The organism is Pseudomonas sp. URIL14HWK12:I5, assembly GCF_900176445.1.
Classification (GTDB): Bacteria; Pseudomonadota; Gammaproteobacteria; order Pseudomonadales; family Pseudomonadaceae; genus Aquipseudomonas; species Aquipseudomonas monteilii.
In genome coordinates this window covers 204,958-220,141 of record NZ_FWXQ01000005.1, presented here as the reverse complement: position 1 = coordinate 220,141, position 15,184 = coordinate 204,958, and the positions used below count along the sequence as shown (strand labels likewise).

The 15,184-nt window shown below is 63.0% G+C and carries 17 protein-coding genes; 11 read left to right on the top strand and 6 right to left on the bottom strand.

From position 1 onward, the window contains the following. Positions 1-21 precede the first annotated feature (21 nt). Positions 22-810: a lysophospholipid acyltransferase family protein gene (locus B9A31_RS13645; protein WP_084297069.1), complete on the bottom strand. Its 789-nt coding sequence runs from the start codon at positions 808-810 to the stop codon at positions 22-24. Then, complete coding sequence (olsB, locus tag B9A31_RS13640) at positions 810-1,565, bottom strand: L-ornithine N(alpha)-acyltransferase (RefSeq protein ID WP_016713610.1); 756 nt, start codon at positions 1,563-1,565, stop codon at positions 810-812. Before olsB ends, B9A31_RS13645 begins: the two co-directional genes overlap by 1 nt. 159 nt (positions 1,566-1,724) lie before the next feature. Between olsB and B9A31_RS13635 the strand changes: the two genes are divergently transcribed. The 6 genes from B9A31_RS13635 to B9A31_RS13610 all read left to right on the top strand — a co-directional run bounded on the left by B9A31_RS13635 (position 1,725) and on the right by B9A31_RS13610 (position 6,471). Continuing rightward, positions 1,725-2,612, top strand: a complete 888-nt coding sequence (locus B9A31_RS13635; RefSeq protein ID WP_084297068.1) for an acyl-CoA dehydrogenase middle domain-containing protein — start codon at positions 1,725-1,727, stop codon at positions 2,610-2,612. 75 nt (positions 2,613-2,687) lie between these two features. After that, the gene (locus B9A31_RS13630) at positions 2,688-3,770 is read left to right on the top strand and encodes a serine hydrolase domain-containing protein (protein WP_084297067.1); all 1,083 of its coding nucleotides are present in this window, start codon (positions 2,688-2,690) and stop codon (positions 3,768-3,770) included. Then, positions 3,767-4,063 carry a hypothetical protein gene (locus B9A31_RS13625; protein WP_025753938.1) on the top strand — a complete coding sequence of 99 codons (297 nt, stop codon included), beginning with the start codon at positions 3,767-3,769 and terminating at the stop codon, positions 4,061-4,063. Before B9A31_RS13630 ends, B9A31_RS13625 begins: the two co-directional genes overlap by 4 nt. Positions 4,064-4,107: 44 nt before the next feature. Beyond that, entirely contained in the window at positions 4,108-4,689 is a 582-nt protein-coding gene (locus tag B9A31_RS13620; protein WP_027615391.1) for a YceI family protein, read from the top strand. Position 4,690: 1 nt separating this feature from the next. Continuing rightward, the gene (locus B9A31_RS13615; RefSeq protein WP_025753936.1) at positions 4,691-5,848 is read left to right on the top strand and encodes a phospholipase D-like domain-containing protein; all 1,158 of its coding nucleotides are present in this window, start codon (positions 4,691-4,693) and stop codon (positions 5,846-5,848) included. A 44-nt stretch (positions 5,849-5,892) separates the two neighbouring features. Further along, positions 5,893-6,471, top strand: a complete 579-nt coding sequence (locus B9A31_RS13610) for a DJ-1/PfpI family protein (RefSeq protein WP_016713616.1) — start codon at positions 5,893-5,895, stop codon at positions 6,469-6,471. A 44-nt stretch (positions 6,472-6,515) separates the two neighbouring features. On the opposite strand, the gene B9A31_RS13605 is transcribed toward B9A31_RS13610, so the two are convergent. Continuing rightward, a complete protein-coding gene (locus B9A31_RS13605; protein ID WP_025753935.1) occupies positions 6,516-6,914 on the bottom strand; it encodes a nuclear transport factor 2 family protein in 399 nt (132 codons plus the stop codon). 115 nt (positions 6,915-7,029) lie between these two features. On the opposite strand from B9A31_RS13605, the gene B9A31_RS13600 reads away from it, so the two are divergent. Next, positions 7,030-7,620, top strand: a complete 591-nt coding sequence (locus tag B9A31_RS13600) for a GNAT family N-acetyltransferase (protein ID WP_019099616.1) — start codon at positions 7,030-7,032, stop codon at positions 7,618-7,620. Between the two features lie 154 nt (positions 7,621-7,774). On the opposite strand, the gene B9A31_RS13595 is transcribed toward B9A31_RS13600, so the two are convergent. Continuing rightward, positions 7,775-9,298: a fumarate hydratase gene (locus B9A31_RS13595; protein WP_012274004.1), complete on the bottom strand. Its 1,524-nt coding sequence runs from the start codon at positions 9,296-9,298 to the stop codon at positions 7,775-7,777. Between the two features lie 248 nt (positions 9,299-9,546). Here B9A31_RS13595 and B9A31_RS13590 point away from each other — a divergent pair, with 248 nt between their 5' ends. Further along, entirely contained in the window at positions 9,547-10,467 is a 921-nt protein-coding gene (locus B9A31_RS13590; RefSeq protein WP_027615392.1) for an iron-sulfur-binding ferredoxin reductase, read from the top strand. Positions 10,468-10,586: 119 nt separating this feature from the next. Here the strand turns inward: B9A31_RS13590 and pyk are convergent, their stop codons facing one another. Then, positions 10,587-12,041 (bottom strand): pyruvate kinase, encoded by a 1,455-nt coding sequence (pyk, locus tag B9A31_RS13585; protein WP_016713620.1) that lies wholly within the window; start codon positions 12,039-12,041, stop codon positions 10,587-10,589. A 179-nt stretch (positions 12,042-12,220) separates the two neighbouring features. On the opposite strand from pyk, the gene B9A31_RS13580 reads away from it, so the two are divergent. From B9A31_RS13580 to sbcB, 3 genes are all read left to right on the top strand, one after another. Further along, positions 12,221-12,607, top strand: coding sequence for a tol-pal system YbgF family protein (locus tag B9A31_RS13580; protein ID WP_019099615.1), 387 nt, complete (start codon positions 12,221-12,223; stop codon positions 12,605-12,607). A 123-nt stretch (positions 12,608-12,730) separates the two neighbouring features. Then, positions 12,731-13,090 carry a PilZ domain-containing protein gene (locus B9A31_RS13575; protein WP_025753934.1) on the top strand — a complete coding sequence of 120 codons (360 nt, stop codon included), beginning with the start codon at positions 12,731-12,733 and terminating at the stop codon, positions 13,088-13,090. Between the two features lie 42 nt (positions 13,091-13,132). Beyond that, positions 13,133-14,566 carry an exodeoxyribonuclease I gene (gene sbcB / locus B9A31_RS13570; protein ID WP_028614288.1) on the top strand — a complete coding sequence of 478 codons (1,434 nt, stop codon included), beginning with the start codon at positions 13,133-13,135 and terminating at the stop codon, positions 14,564-14,566. Positions 14,567-14,639: 73 nt separating this feature from the next. Here sbcB and mvaT read toward each other — a convergent pair whose 3' ends face one another. Continuing rightward, the gene (gene mvaT / locus B9A31_RS13565) at positions 14,640-15,017 is read right to left on the bottom strand and encodes a histone-like nucleoid-structuring protein MvaT (protein WP_019099612.1); all 378 of its coding nucleotides are present in this window, start codon (positions 15,015-15,017) and stop codon (positions 14,640-14,642) included. Positions 15,018-15,184: the final 167 nt, after the last annotated feature.

Genomic DNA, 15,184 nt, shown 5'->3' with positions numbered 1-15,184 from the left:
CAGCACTGGTAATGCAAATCCTCAGGCAGCCCGCGCTTGCCGCCGTGGCGCCAGCTTGACTTCCTCAACCCCAAACAACGCCAGGTGAATTGCCTGTTGCGCCTGCAACGCCAGCACCGCCCGCTCTTTACCTACACTGCCAATTGGCGCCAGCAGGTGAATGCAAACCTCCCCCCGTGGCTGGGCGAACAGGCGCATCAGGTGTGACACCAAATCGTCATCGCCAATGAACGGCGCAATCGGGTCGATCTGGCCATCGCGCAAGTACTGGATAGCCACCGGCTGCACCGCCACACCCCGGTCGATGGCGCCTGCCAGCAGCCGGCCGTGGAAGGTGCGCAAGGTGCGACCGCAGGTGGTGGTGCCTTCGGGGAAGATCAGCAGCGGCCGGGCCAGGCCCAGTTGCCCGGCGATCTGCTCGCGCAGGCGCTGGCTGTCGCCACCGCCACGTCGAATGAACAGCGTTCCGGCTTTTTCCGCCAGCCAGCCGGCCACCGGCCAGTGACGCACTTCGGCTTTGGACAGGAACGAAAGCGGCAGCAGCATGCCCAGCAAGGGGATGTCGGTCCAGGAAACATGGTTACTCACCCATAGCATCGGCCGCTGCGGCAGTTCGCCCACCACCCGCACGTCGAAGGGCAGGGCGGCGACCAGGCGCTTCATGAACAGGCAGGTCCAGCGCTGGCGGCGTGCGATGGTGGCCTTGTAGCCCAAGCGTTCGCCAAGGGCGATCAGGCTGGCCATCAACATGCCCAGCAACAGCACCAGCAGCAGTCGAGCCAGGCGGGCCATTACCCGCAGCTTCGGCATCAGACGGCCGCCTTGAAGTGGCGCGCGTAGCGCGGGCACAGTTCGTCGCGCTTGAGCAGGATGAAGACATCAGCCACCTGGAAGTCTTCGTCCCAGCACGGCTCGCCGCAAATTTTTGCACCCAGGCGCATGTAGGCCTTGAGCAACGGTGGCATTTCGGCGATGACGTTACCCGGAAGGGCCAGGTTCGGCAGCGGGTTCTTCGGCTCGGCGCGCAGGTGCTCGGTGCACAGGTAACGATCACGCAGGCGCTGCATCACGGCATGGGCCTGCACGCCGCCGTCTTGCATGGGGATGCTGGCACAGCCCATCAGGTAGCTGTAGCGGCCCTCGTTGAGCACTTCGGCCAGTTCGCCCCACAACACGGCGATGGTGCCGCCGTTGCGGTAGTCGGGGGCGACGCAGGTACGGCCCAGTTCGAGGATGGGCCCTTGCAGCTGCAAAAGACCGTGCAGACGGAATTCTTCTTCACTGTAGAAGCGGCCCAGGCTGCTGGCGGCCTGGTGGTCGAGCAGACGGGTGGTGGCGACCAGCTCGCCGGTGCTCAGGTCGCGAACACCGATATGGCGGCAATGCACGTCGTAGTCGTCCATGTCCAGACCTTGCTCGGCACCCTTGAGCTTGGCCTTGAATTCTGCGCTGAACACTTTGTAGCGCAGGGCCTGGGCCTCTTGCAGCGCCGTGGCGCCAACCAGGCGTTCGGCTTGCAGACGGCGTTCAGTGCTGTTGTCGCCAGAGAGAGCGATCCGAGTCATTGCGAGTCTCCATAAGCCAGCCATGAAGGGTTGCGGCCGGTCGGCTTTGTTGTGCAAAGTCAGCCTAGGTAGGCGCGGTGTCACCCCTGTGAATCTTTGGTGATGCTTGCGTGACACCCCTAGAACCTTGACCAGAAAGCCCCAGCAAGGAGCCGTCACATGGCCTGGTTGCAACGACTGAACGACCCGCTTCGCCAAGCGCTGGCGGGCACCCTGGGCGAAACCTACGCCGTGCTGCTTGAGCGCCTCGGCCCGGTTGCCCCTTTTGAACTGGCGGTGTTGGGCGGGCGTGCGATGGCCACGCCGGGCCTGGCGTTCCTGGTGGGTTACCAGGCAGCCTTGCGCGTGCTGTGGCCCAGTGCCCCGCCAAGCCTCGGCGCCCTGTGCGCCACCGAGCGGCGCAGCGTGCGGCCAGCGGACATGCATACGCGGCTCGACCACTTGCGGCTCACGGGCAGCAAGGATTTCGTCACGGCCGGGCTGGATGCCGAGTGGCTACTGGTGGCGGCACGTAGCGAGGCGCCTGGCGCGGCGCCACAGTTGAACCTGGCGGTGGTCTATCCCGGGGAGCCGGGAGTAACGCTGGAGCCGCTACCAGTCCTGCCGTTGATGCCGGAAGTGGGCCATGGCCGGCTGGTGCTGGAGCAGGCCGCATGCGAGTTGCTGGCCGGTGACGGTTGGGATGCCTATGTGAAACCGTTCCGCTCGCTGGAAGACTTGTATGTGCTGGCGGCGTTGACGGCCTGGTTATATGGCGTCGGACAGGAGTGCGCCTGGCCGCAGGGTTTGCGGCTGCAATTGATTGGGTTGCTGGCCGGGTGTGCCGAGGGCAGCCGGCAGTGTGCCGACAGTGTGGGGTGCCATTTGCTGCTGGGTGGGTTGTTTGCGCAGTTCCAGGCGTTGCGGGGGGAGGTTGATGCGGCACTGGCAGCGGGGCCGGCGCATTGGGCGCAGATCTGGCAGCGCGACCAAGGGGTGATGGCGCTGGCGGCGGCGGCCCGGGAGAAGCGGCTGAACAAAGCTTGGGCTGCTGCGGGATTGTCATGAATGCCTGATAGTTTTTCATGAACTTCTGACTCCAGGGGCTGCGCAGCAGCCCCAAATTTGCGAGCCTTGAACCGGATGCTGAAAGGTCTGCTGCTGCTGCTTTTTTGCATGGCTATGGCAACCGCCGAGGCCGAGGACTGGCCTGATCCGCAGTGGCAGACCGACCCTGACACCCTCAACTGGCAAGCCGTCGACACTTACGCCTTCCCCGCCCGCACCCCTGATCGCAGCGGCATCCGCACCGACGCCCTGCTGATCATCCGCGACGGCCGCATCCTCCACGAACGCTATGCCGCCCCCACCACTGCCGCCACCGCACACCTGACCTGGTCGGTCAGCAAAAGCGTGCTCGCCACGCTGATGGGCGTGGCCCAAGGAGAGGGACGCTTCCAGCTGCAAGATCCGGTTACACGCTTCTATCCCGCCATGCGCACCCACCCGGGCGTGCGCATGACCGACCTGCTGCACTGGGCCAGTGGCCTGGACTGGCAGGAAGACTACGAATATGCCCCGCTCAAGTCCTCGGTGGTGGCCATGCTGTATACCCGTGGCCACGAAGACATGGCGGCCTACACGGCAGCACGGGGTGCGATGGCCAGCCCCGGCCAGCGGTTCCTCTATTCCAGTGGCGACAGCAACCTGCTGGCCGCCGCACTGCGCGGCATGCTCGATGCCGGGCAGTACGCCGAATACCCCTGGCACGCATTATTCACCCCGCTGGGTATCGACAGCGCGGTGTGGGAACGTGACCAGGCGGGCACCTACGTGGGCTCTTCCTACCTCTACCTCAGTGCCCGTGACCTGGCCCGTATCGGCTTGCTGATGCAACGGGAGGGGCGGTGGCACGGTCGGCAACTGCTACCCAGGGCCTGGGTGGACTTCAACCGTACACCGTTTGCCCATGCCGAACCTGTCCCCGCAGAGGCCAACCCAGGCGGCCACTGGTGGCTCAACCAGCCGTTGGCCGGCGCTACGCGGCCCTGGCCAAATGCGCCCGCAGACACCTTCGCCGCCCTGGGCCATTGGGGCCAGGCGCTGTACATCTTGCCCACGCAAAAGCTGGTGATCGTGCGCTATGCCGATGACCGGGACGGCGCTTACCAGCATGACGAACTGCTCAAGCGAGTGCTGGCCGCACTGGCCGGGGAGGGGGCATGAAGCGCGTACTGCTACTGGTGTTGCCAGGGCTGGTGTTCTGGGCCTGGTACGAGCGTCAGGCCCTGGCAGACTTCCCCGGTATCCTCTCGGCCTACTCGGCCAAGGAATACTGCTCGTGCCGCTTCGTCATGGGCTTCGAGCAGGCGTATTGCCGAGGCTATGTAAAACAGTGGCTGCCGCTGAGCCTGCTTGAAGAAAACACCCCGCAGCGGCACATCACTGCCGAGGGCCTGGGGCGGCGCAACCAGGCTGCCTGGCTGGGCCCGCGCGAGGGCTGCCGCTTGCTGCCATGAAGGCGGGCGGGTAAGGTTGGCGGCCTGGTTTCACGAGATCTGTCATGTTCAAGCTGCCCCGTCTTTTGCCCGCCCTGCTGCTGGCTTTGTGCCTGCCCGCCCACGCCAATTGGCACCTCGATGGCGAATCGTCGCGCCTGTCGTTCATTACCGGCAAGAACGGTGACACGGCCGAGGTGCATCGCTTTCTGGTGCTGCATGGCAAGGTCGACCGCAAGGGCGCGGCCGGCCTGAGTATCGAGATGGATTCGGTCAGCAGCGGCATCCCGCTGCGTGACGAGCGTATGCGTGACGACCTGTTCGAGGTCGAGCGTTTTGCCGAAGCCAAGGTGCAGGCGCAACTGGACCTGCGGCCAATCAACGACCTGGCCAACGGTGCCCAGATCGAACTGCGCCTGCCGCTTACCGTTACCCTGCATGGCCAGTCGCACAGCTACAACGCCCTGCTGCTGGCCACGCGTCTGGATGAACGACGCTTTCAGGTGGTAACCCTCGAACCCCTGGTGCTACGTGCCGAGGATTTCGGCCTGCTGCCTGGGCTGCAAACCCTGCGCAAGCTCGCCGGGCTCAAGTCCATCAACCCGTCGGTGCCGGTTAGCGCGGTGCTGATCTTCAACGCCCGCTGACATGCCGGGGCCGGTCTTCCCCTGGCGGGATGGCAACCAGTTCGAACTGCTGATCGACGGCCCCGAGTTCTTTCCGCGCATGCTCACGGCGATCGTGCGTGCTGAGTTCCAGGTCGATCTGGAGTTGTATCTGGTCGAGGCTGGCGCGTGTGCCGAAGCCGTGGTCGAGGCGTTGGAACAGGCCGCACGGCGCGGTGTACGGGTGCGCTGCCTGTTCGATGACTATGGCTCGCTGGCGTTCAACAGCACCTTGCGCCAGCGCCTGCTGGACGCCGGCGTGTACCTGCGTTGGTATAACCGCCTGCGCTGGAAGCGCGGCCTGCGCAACCTGTACCGCGACCACCGCAAACTGCTGCTGGTGGATGAACGCTGGGCAGTGGTGGGCGGCACGGGTGTTACCGACGAGTTCTGGACGCCGGGCGATGCGACCAGCGAATGGCATGAGGTGATGGTGCAGATCCAGGGGCCGGTGGTTACCGACTGGCAACTGCTGTTTGACCGCCAGTGGTCCGCCAACAACCGCCGCACTGCCTGGCGCCCCGCCGAAGGCTTTGGCCTGCCGCGCCTGCCCAAACTGCCTGCGCAAGGGCAAGGCATGGGGCGAGTGGCCTATGCCGACGCCCGCCAGCACCAGGACATTCTGCATTCGTTGGTGCGGGCGCTGAACAGTGGCAAGCAGCGGGTATGGCTGGCCACACCTTACTTTCTGCCGACCTGGAGCGTGCGCCGTTCGTTACGCCGTGCTGCCAGCAAAGGGCTTGATGTGCGCCTGTTGCTGACCGGCCCACGTACGGACCACCCGTCGGTACGCTACGCCGGGCACCGCTACTACCCACGGCTGCTGCGTGCCGGGGTGCGGATTTTCGAGTACCAACCGTGCTTCCTGCACCTGAAGATGGCCGTGGTCGATGACTGGGTCAGCGTCGGTTCGTGCAACTTCGACCACTGGAACCTGCGCTTCAACCTTGAAGCCAACATCGAGGCGCTGGACCCGCCACTGACGGCGGCGGTGGTGGCCAGCTTCGAGCGTGACTTTGCCTTGAGCGAGGAAGTCGACCTCGATCACTGGCATGCCCGGCCGCTGTGGCGCAGGGTGAAGCAGCGGATCTGGGGATGGATCGACCGGCTGGTGGTCAACCTGCTCGACCGCCGTGACTGACAGCGGCTATCGTGCAGTATCTGTTAACCGAAGGAGTGGGTGCGATGACGGCGAAGAAGATCCTGATGCTGGTGGGCGATTACGTCGAGGACTACGAGGCGATGGTGCCGTTCCAGGCCTTGAGCATGGTCGGCCACACGGTGCATGCGGTGTGCCCGGAAAAACTGGCGGGGCAGACGGTACGCACCGCCATTCATGATTTTGAGGGTGAGCAGACCTACAGCGAAAAGCCGGGGCACAACTTTGCCCTGAATTACGACTTCGTGCGGGTGCGGGCCGAGCGTTATGACGCACTGTTGATCCCCGGGGGCCGTGCGCCAGAGTACCTGCGCCTGGATGAAAAAGTGCTGGAGCTGGTGCGGGCGTTCGACCAGGCCGGCAAGCCGATTGCGGCGGTGTGCCATGGCGCCCAATTGCTGGCGGCGGCGGGTGTGCTGGAAGGGCGTGAATGCAGCGCGTACCCGGCCTGTGCGCCGGAAGTGCGGTTGGCGGGTGGGACGTTCATTGATATTGCGGTGGACCAGGCCCATGTGGATGGCAATCTGGTGACCGCACCGGCATGGCCAGCGCACCCTGCGTGGCTGGCTGCCTTCCTCAAGGTGTTAGGCACTCGTATTGCCTGACCGGGCCCCTTCGCGGGCTTGCCCGCGAAGAGGCCGGTACAGGCTTAGGCAACCTGCTCAACCCAGTCATTGAGGTTGCAGTAGTTGGTCACCCGGGCAATCTTGCCGCAGTGGATATAGAAGAAGGCCCCCGCCGACAGCACATAGGTCTGCCCGTTGGCCGCTGGCAGTCCTTCGTCATCGGCCAGGTATTCACCGTGTACCGTGAACTCTGCCGCCGCACGGCTGCCATCGGCGTTCTGCATCACCACGATGTCGGCCAGGCGCTCGCGGTAGCAGCGGTTCATCTTGTCCATGAACGCGGCAAACCGGGCCTTGCCCATCTCCCGCTCACCCTGGTTGATGTCGTGGATCACATCCTCGCTGAGCAGTGCCAGAAAGCCCTGCATGTCACCGGCGTTGAAGGCGGCATAGTAAGCATTTACCAGTTCGGTAGCGGTCATGGAACAGTACCTGTCGTGTAGGGAAAAGGCCGGTCGTCGCCCCGGATGATAGGGTTTCCCCTCAAGCCCGGCTTAGCCGAGCGCGTCATCCCCATCGACAAAACGACCGCCAAGCATGGAAATACGCCTGTTGCACGGCGCCGCTATCGCGCCTTACATCGATGACCTTGCTCGCCTGCGCCTTAGCGTGTTTCGCGAGTTCCCCTACCTTTACGACGGCACTCCGGAATACGAGGCCGACCACCTCGCTACCTATGCCCGCTCCGGGCGCAGCCTGGCGGTGCTGGCACTGGACAACGGCAAGGTGGTTGGCGCCTCCACCGGCTTGCCATTGGTGGATGTAGCCCCCGAGTTCCAGCAGCCGTTCCTGGCCCAAGGGCGTGACCCGGCCAGCGTGTACTACTTCGGTGGGTCGCTGGTACTGCCGGAATACCGTGGTCAGGGCCTGGGGGTGCGCTTCTTCATCGAACGTGAATCTTACGCGCACAAGCTGGCCGAATTTGATTACTGCGCATTCTGTGCGGTCGAGCGGCCAGGCGTGCACCCCAGACGGCCAGCAGACTACAAACCATTGCACGGCTTCTGGCGTAACCGTGGTTTTCTGCACGACCCATCGTTGCGCACAAGCTTTGCCTGGCGAGACCTGGATGATACGGAAAGCACCGACAAACTGATGTCCTACTGGCTCAAGGAGCTGCCGATTTGAGCAGCGTGGCGGCCTGTACCTAGAGTCCTGTGGAAACAACGACGGCCCCTTCGCGGGCTTGCCCGCTCCCACAGGTATCGCATAGCCCTGAGGCCTGCGCTGTCCCTGTGGGAGTGGGCAAGCCCGCGAAGGGGCCGCCGCAGTTACATCAGGCTTACTTCACTTCGACTGCCAGGCTCTGGGCAATCTTGCTCTGCCACAGGGCAGGGCCAGTGATGTGTACCGACTCACCGTTGCTGTCTACGGCAACGGTCACCGGCATGTCCTTGACCTCGAACTCGTAGATCGCTTCCATGCCCAGCTCGGCGAAGGCCAGGACCTTCGACTTGCGGATGGCCTGGGCCACCAGGTAGGCAGCGCCACCCACGGCCATCAGGTAGACGGCTTTGTTGTCCTTGATCGCTTCGATGGCGGTCGGGCCACGCTCGGACTTGCCGATCATGCCCAGCAGGCCGGTTTGCTCAAGGATCTGGCGGGTGAACTTGTCCATGCGGGTAGCGGTGGTCGGGCCGGCTGGGCCTACCACTTCGTCACCGACCGGGTCGACCGGGCCTACGTAGTAGATGAAGCGGCCTTTCAGGTCTACTGGCAGCTCTTCGCCACGGTTGAGCATCTCGACCATGCGCTTGTGCGCAGCATCGCGGCCGGTCAGCATCTTGCCGTTGAGCAGGATGGTCTCGCCCGGCTTCCAGCTGGCGACTTCTTCCGGGGTGATGTCGTCGAGGTTGACGCGACGGGCGCTCGGGCCGGCTTCCCAGACGATTTCCGGGTAAGCGTCCAGCGACGGTGCTTCCAGCTCGGCCGGGCCGGAGCCATCGAGCACGAAATGGGCGTGGCGGGTAGCGGCGCAGTTGGGGATCATGCACACCGGCAGCGAGGCGGCGTGAGTCGGATAATCCATGATCTTGACGTCGAGCACGGTGGTCAGGCCACCCAGGCCCTGGGCGCCGATGCCCAGCTGGTTGACCTTCTCGAACAGCTCCAGACGGATTTCTTCCAGGCGGTTCTGCGGGCCACGGGCTTTCAGCTCATGGATGTCGATGGACTCCATCAACACTTCCTTGGCCATGACGGCGGCTTTCTCGGCGGTACCGCCGATGCCGATGCCGAGCATGCCAGGCGGGCACCAGCCAGCGCCCATGGTCGGGACGGTTTTCAGTACCCAGTCGACGATCGAGTCGGACGGGTTGAGCATGGCCATCTTCGACTTGTTCTCGGAACCACCGCCTTTGGCAGCCACGTCCACTTCCACTTTGTCGCCAGGGACGATCGAGTAGTGGATGACCGCTGGGGTGTTGTCCTTGGTGTTCTTGCGGGCACCGGCCGGGTCGGCCAGGATCGAAGCGCGCAGGACGTTTTCCGGCAGGTTGTAGGCGCGACGCACACCTTCGTTGATCATGTCGTCGACGCTCAGGGTAGCGCCGTCCCAGCGCACGTCCATGCCCACGCGCACGAACACGGTGACGATACCGGTGTCCTGGCAGATCGGGCGGTGGCCGGTGGCGCACATGCGCGAGTTGATCAGGATCTGGGCGATGGAATCGCGAGCAGCGGGCGACTCTTCACGCAGGTAGGCCTCGTGCATGGCCTGGATGAAATCGACGGGGTGGTAGTACGAAATGAATTGCAGGGCGTCGGCGACGCTCTGAATCAGGTCGTCTTGCTTGATCACGGTCATGCAGCGCGCTCCTCTTAAAGACGGGAACATTCATTAAGGCGCTCGACGGTGCCGACCAGCGTGTCGAAGCGCCTTGCAAGGCGCCGGCAGGTCAGGCCGACGGAAAAAGGCGCGGCAGTATAGCGCGCATCCGTGCCGGGCACACCTGCGGCCGGTCTGGACCATGGTCGGCAGTGGTTGGGCATCCTTTTTGCTGCCATTGCGCGCTTGGCTTACAGTGGACTGTGATTTGTGGAGAACGACCAACCATGCCCGAACTTTGCGTGGGCGAGCGCCGCTGGGCGGTGCCAACCGGCAGCAACCTGCTCGATGCCTTGAACGATGCCGGGCTCAACGTGCCTTACAGCTGCCGCGCCGGCAGTTGCCATGCCTGCCTGGTGCATTGCCTGGCCGGGCAACCGCTGGATGCCTTGCCCGAGGCCCTGGCGCTGGACAAGCATGCCCTGGGCTGGCGCCTGGCCTGCCAGTGCCGGGTGGTCGAAGACCTGCAAGTAGCGTTGTTCGACCCGCAGCGCGATGGCGTGCCGGCCCATGTCTGTGCGTTGGACTGGTTCGGTGATGTATTGCGCGTGCGGCTGCGGCCTGAGCGGGCGGTGCGTTACCAGGCGGGGCAGCATGTGGTGTTGTGGAATGGTTCGGTGGCGCGGCCGTATTCGCTGGCCAGTCTGCCGGGGGAAGAGGACTTTCTGGAGTTCCACATCGATTGCCAGCGCCCTGGCGCTTTCTGCGACAAGGCCCGTGGCTTGCGGCTGGGTGATGTGCTGCGCCTGGGTGAGTTCAGAGGCGGTGCGTTGCATTACGATCCGGACTGGCAGGATCGGCCTCTATGGCTGCTGGCTGCGGGCACCGGGCTTGCGCCGTTGTGGGGCATCCTGCGCGAGGCGGTGCGGCAGGGGCATCGCGGCGAGATTCGGGTGCTGCATGTGGCGGGGGACAGCGCCGGGCATTATCTGGCTGGGCCGTTGCAGGAATTGGCAGGTGTGACTGTCGGGTTGGTATTGGCGGAGCAGATGGAGGAGGCGCTGGCGGGGTTACGGCCGACGTCACGGCAGACGGTGGTACTGGTGTGTGGGGCACCGGGGAGTGTCGAGCGGTTTGCCCGGCGGCTGTTCATTGCCGGGGTGCCGCGGGGGCAGGTGTTTGCCGATGTATTTGTCGAGCATGCCTGAGGCATGTGTTGATTGTACCGGCCTCATCGCGACCTTCGGTCGCTCCTACAGAGAATTGCGATCCCCTGTAGGAGCGACCGAAGGTCGCGATGAGGCCGTCAAGCGGACCCCGAGGGCTATCAGCCGACCAGCGGGTCACCAACGTGCAGGATCTTCATGCCGTTGGTGCCACCGATGGTGTGGTAGCTGTCACCCTTGGTCAGAATCACCCAGTCACCTTGCTCCACCAAGCCACGCTTGAGCAGTTCGTCGACTGCGGCCTGGCTCACCTTGTCGGCCGGCAGCGAAGCCGGGTCGAAGGCGATCGGGTACACGCCACGGAACATGTTGGCGCGTGCCTGGGTGGCGCGGTGCGGCGACAGGGCGAAGATCGGCACGTGCGAGCGCAGGCGCGACATGATCAGCGGGGTGTAGCCGCTTTCGGTCAGGGCGATGATCGCCTTCACGCCCGGGAAGTGGTTGGCGGTGTACATGGCCGCCAGGGCGATGCTTTCGTCGCAACGCTCGAAGGTGGTGTGCAGGCGGTGGCTGGACTTCTGGCTCGTCGGGTGCTTTTCAGCGCCCAGGCAGATGCGGGCCATGGCCTGAACGGCTTCGATCGGGTACGAACCTGCAGCACTTTCAGCCGACAGCATCACCGCGTCGGTATTGTCCAGCACGGCGTTGGCCACGTCGGACACTTCGGCACGGGTCGGCATCGGATTCTGGATCATCGACTCCATCATCTGGGTCGCCACGATCACCGCTTTGTTGTTGCGGCGGGCGTGCTGGATGATCTTCTTCTGGATGGCGATCAGCTCGGCATCGCCGATTTCCACGCCCAGGTCGCCACGGGCAACCATCACCGCGTCGGAGGCGGCGATCAGCTTGTCGAGGGTCTCGTCGTCGGCAACCGCTTCGGCGCGTTCGATCTTGGCCACCAGCCAGGCGCTGCCACCGGCTTCGTCACGCAGCTTGCGCGCGTATTCCATGTCGCTGGCGTCACGCGGGAAGGACACGGCCAGGTAGTCCAGGTCCATTTCCGCCGCCAGCTTGATGTCGGCCTTGTCTTTTTCGGTCAGGGCCGGTGCGGTCAGGCCGCCACCTTTGCGGTTGATGCCTTTGTGGTCCGACAGCGGGCCACCGATGATCACCACGCAGTGCAGGGCATCTGCAGTGGCGGTTTCGACGCGCATGACCACGCGGCCATCGTCCAGCAGCAGTTCGTCACCGACGCCGCAGTCTTTGACCAGGTCGGGGTAGTCGATACCGACGATGTCCTGGTTGCCTTCGGTCAGCGGGTGGGCGGTAGAGAAGGTGAACTTGTCACCGATCTTCAATTCGATGCGCTTGTTGGCGAACTTGGCGATGCGGATCTTCGGACCCTGCAGGTCGCCCAGCAATGCTACATGGCGGCCGTTCTTGGCGGCGATGTCACGGATCAGGCGCGCGCGGGCCTTGTGCTCGTCCGGAGTGCCGTGGGAGAAGTTCAGACGTGCCACGTCCAGGCCGGCGAGGATCAGCTGTTCGATCACTTCCGGCGAGTTGCTGGCGGGGCCAAGGGTGGCGACGATTTTGGTACGGCGGATGCTCATGCACAGACTCCTATAGTGAAGCGCAGCGAAAGGCTACTCCTGAATCTCGCTGTAGTCATTGTTCCGTTGCACTACCTGCGACCAAGGCAGGGTGGCATTTGAACGGGCAGGGTATGCTTGCAAAACGCTGTGAAGATTTGTTGGCGTTGGCCGATAAACAGGCATCAAAGGAGATCCCCATGCGAGCCCTGATCGTTTTAGCCCTGGCCGCCAGCGTCGTCGGCTGTACCCGCTGGTCCATGGACCACCACCTGAACAATGCCTACCGTGCCTACGACCGTGGCGATTGCGCCCGGGTCATGCTGGAGCTGTCGCAGGTCGACCGCACCAGCCGTGCGCGGCCATTTATCCACCCCGAGGTGTCGCTGCTACGCGGCCAATGCCTGGAGCGCCAGGCGCTTTATGTGGATGCCGCGCAGACCTATCAGTACCTGATCCAGCAGTACCCGGGCAACGAGTATGCCTATCGCGCCCAGGCCCGCCTGCAGACGCTGGAGAAACTGGGCCATTTGCGCGGCGGTGAAACGGCGGTGGCCAAGCCGGCGACGACCGTACCTTGGCGCTAACACCAAGGTGTTGTTTATTTCACGAGATTTGCAGCGCGTGCTGCGCTAATCTGTAACTCAGCTGTTACAACAACCGCCAGTTCCTTGTATTCCTGGCATCAGGTACGGAATACACTTGCGATCATGTTCAACAAGCGCCACATCGAACGCCATCAGCTGCCTTGTGTCCTCAAGGTGTTCAACCGGTTTACCAACCAGGAAATCGGCCAGCTAGGCAATGCCTCCGAAGATGGCTTGATGGTCATCAGCCAGCTCCCCGTGCTGGTCGGGCCGGATTACGAGCTGCAACTGCGCATGCCGTTGGTCGGCGGGGGGCATCAGTTCGTCAATCTCACCGCCAGTTGCCTGTGGTGCCGCGAAGACCTGACGCCTGGGCACTATGATTCGGGCTTCATGCTGCTGCAGGCCCCGCGCGAATACGACGAGTTCGTGCATTCGTTGCGTGATTACTTCAGTTTCCACCCCGCCAACGCTTCTGTCTGAGGCTACGCTAGAATCGGGTCGACCTCGATACAGGACGACCCCGTGACCTCCAGCATTTTCTGGCACGACTACGAAACCACCGGCATCAACCCGCGCTGCGACCGCCCACTGCAGGTGGCCGGTGTTCGCACTGACTTTGACCTCAACGAGATTGACGAGCCGATCAGCCTTTACTGCCGGCCCTCTGACGATATCCTGCCGCATCCGGCCGCTTGCCTGGTGACCGGCATCACGCCACAGCTGTTGGCCGAGCAGGGGCTGTGCGAAGCCGAGTTCATGACCCGGGTGCATGCCCAGCTGGCTCAACCGGGCACCTGTGGTGCCGGCTACAACACCCTGCGCTTTGACGACGAAGTGACCCGCTACAGCCTGTACCGCAACTTTTTCGACCCTTATGCCCGTGAGTGGCAGGGCGGCAACAGCCGCTGGGACCTGATCGATATCGTGCGTACTGCCTATGCCCTGCGCCCGGAGGGTATTGAATGGCCGCAGCAGGACGGCCGCACCAGCCTGCGCCTGGAGCTGCTGAGCAAGGCCAATGGCATCGATCACGGGCATGCCCACGAAGCGCTTTCCGACGTACGGGCAACCATTGCCCTGGCTCGCCTGATTCGGCAGAAGCAGCCAAAATTGTATGACTGGCTGTTCCAGTTACGCAGTAAGCATAAAGTGATGGAGCAAATCCGTTTGTTACAGCCGCTGGTGCATATATCCGGGCGCTTTTCGGCGGCGCGTAATTACCTGGGTGTCGTTTTGCCACTGGCCTGGCACCCGCGTAATCGCAATGCACTGATTGTGTGCGACCTGCATCAGGAAACCCTACCGTTACGACGGGAAAGTGCTGAAGTTTTGCGCCAGCGTTTGTACACCCGGCATGATGAATTGGCCGAGGGTGAATTACCGGTACCGCTCAAACTGGTACAGATCAATCGCTGCCCGGTACTGGCGCCGTTGTCGGTACTGCGCCCGGTCGATCAACAGCGATTGGGCCTGGACTTGACGTTGTTACAATTGCGCGGTGAAGAGTTGGCCAATCAACAGGCGCAATGGCAAGACAAGCTGGAGCACATCTATGGCAAGGATGAGTTTGTCCCGAGTGCGGACCCGGAACAGCAATTGTACGAGGGTTTTATTGGCGACCGTGACCGGCGCTTATGCGAGCAAGTTCGTGCGCTGGAACCGGCGCAGTTGAGCCATGGGCACTGGATGTTCGATGACCCGCGCTTGCCCGAACTGCTGTTCCGCTACCGGGCGCGTAATTTCCCCGACACCTTGAACAGCGAAGAGCGCCAGCGCTGGCATGGCTTCTGCCAGCAGCGCCTGAGCGACCCGCGATGGGGGGCACCGAATACGCTGGGTGACTTTGAGCAGGCACGCCAGCAAGCCTGGGAGGGCGCTGACGAAGCGGGCCGGCGTGTGCTGGAGGCTTGGCAAGTGCATGCCCGGCAATTGCAGGCACAATTTGCAGTTGGCTGATCACCAGACAAACAAAAACGCCGGCGATGTGCCGGCGTTTTTGTTGCGATAAGCAAAAGGCGTAGATGGACAATCAGTCCAGCAGGGTCGCCCAGCTTTCAACCACATCGCCACCCCAAGTGGCTTTCCACTCTTTCAGGGTTTTGTGGTTGCCGCCTTTGGTTTCGATCACTTCACCGTTGTGCGGGTTTTTGTATTGCTTGACCTTGCGTGCACGCTTGGTGGCAACAGCCTTGATCGCACCACGAGGTGCCTTGCTCAGTTTCGACTCTGGGTCGAGCAGGGCAATCACGTCGCGCAGCGACTTGGAGTACTCGCCCATCAGTGCGCGCAGTTTGCCTTCGAACTCCAGTTCTTTCTTCAGCTTGTCATCCTGCGACAGGTTGGCCAGGCGGGCCTGAAGTTCCTTGATGGCTTCTTCGGTGGCGCGGTACTCGTTGATCAGGGACATGGAGTGTTCCTTAATGCGTGTTCAGAAATGTGTGGGGCAATAATAGACAGCCGATAGTCGCAAGTAAACATGCTATTGGGCAATTAACTGTTAATTAAGCTGTGACAACATTTCTCCACGTGAACAAAAATTTACATAAAGGCCCGCTATTTCGTCATGTCTGTCAG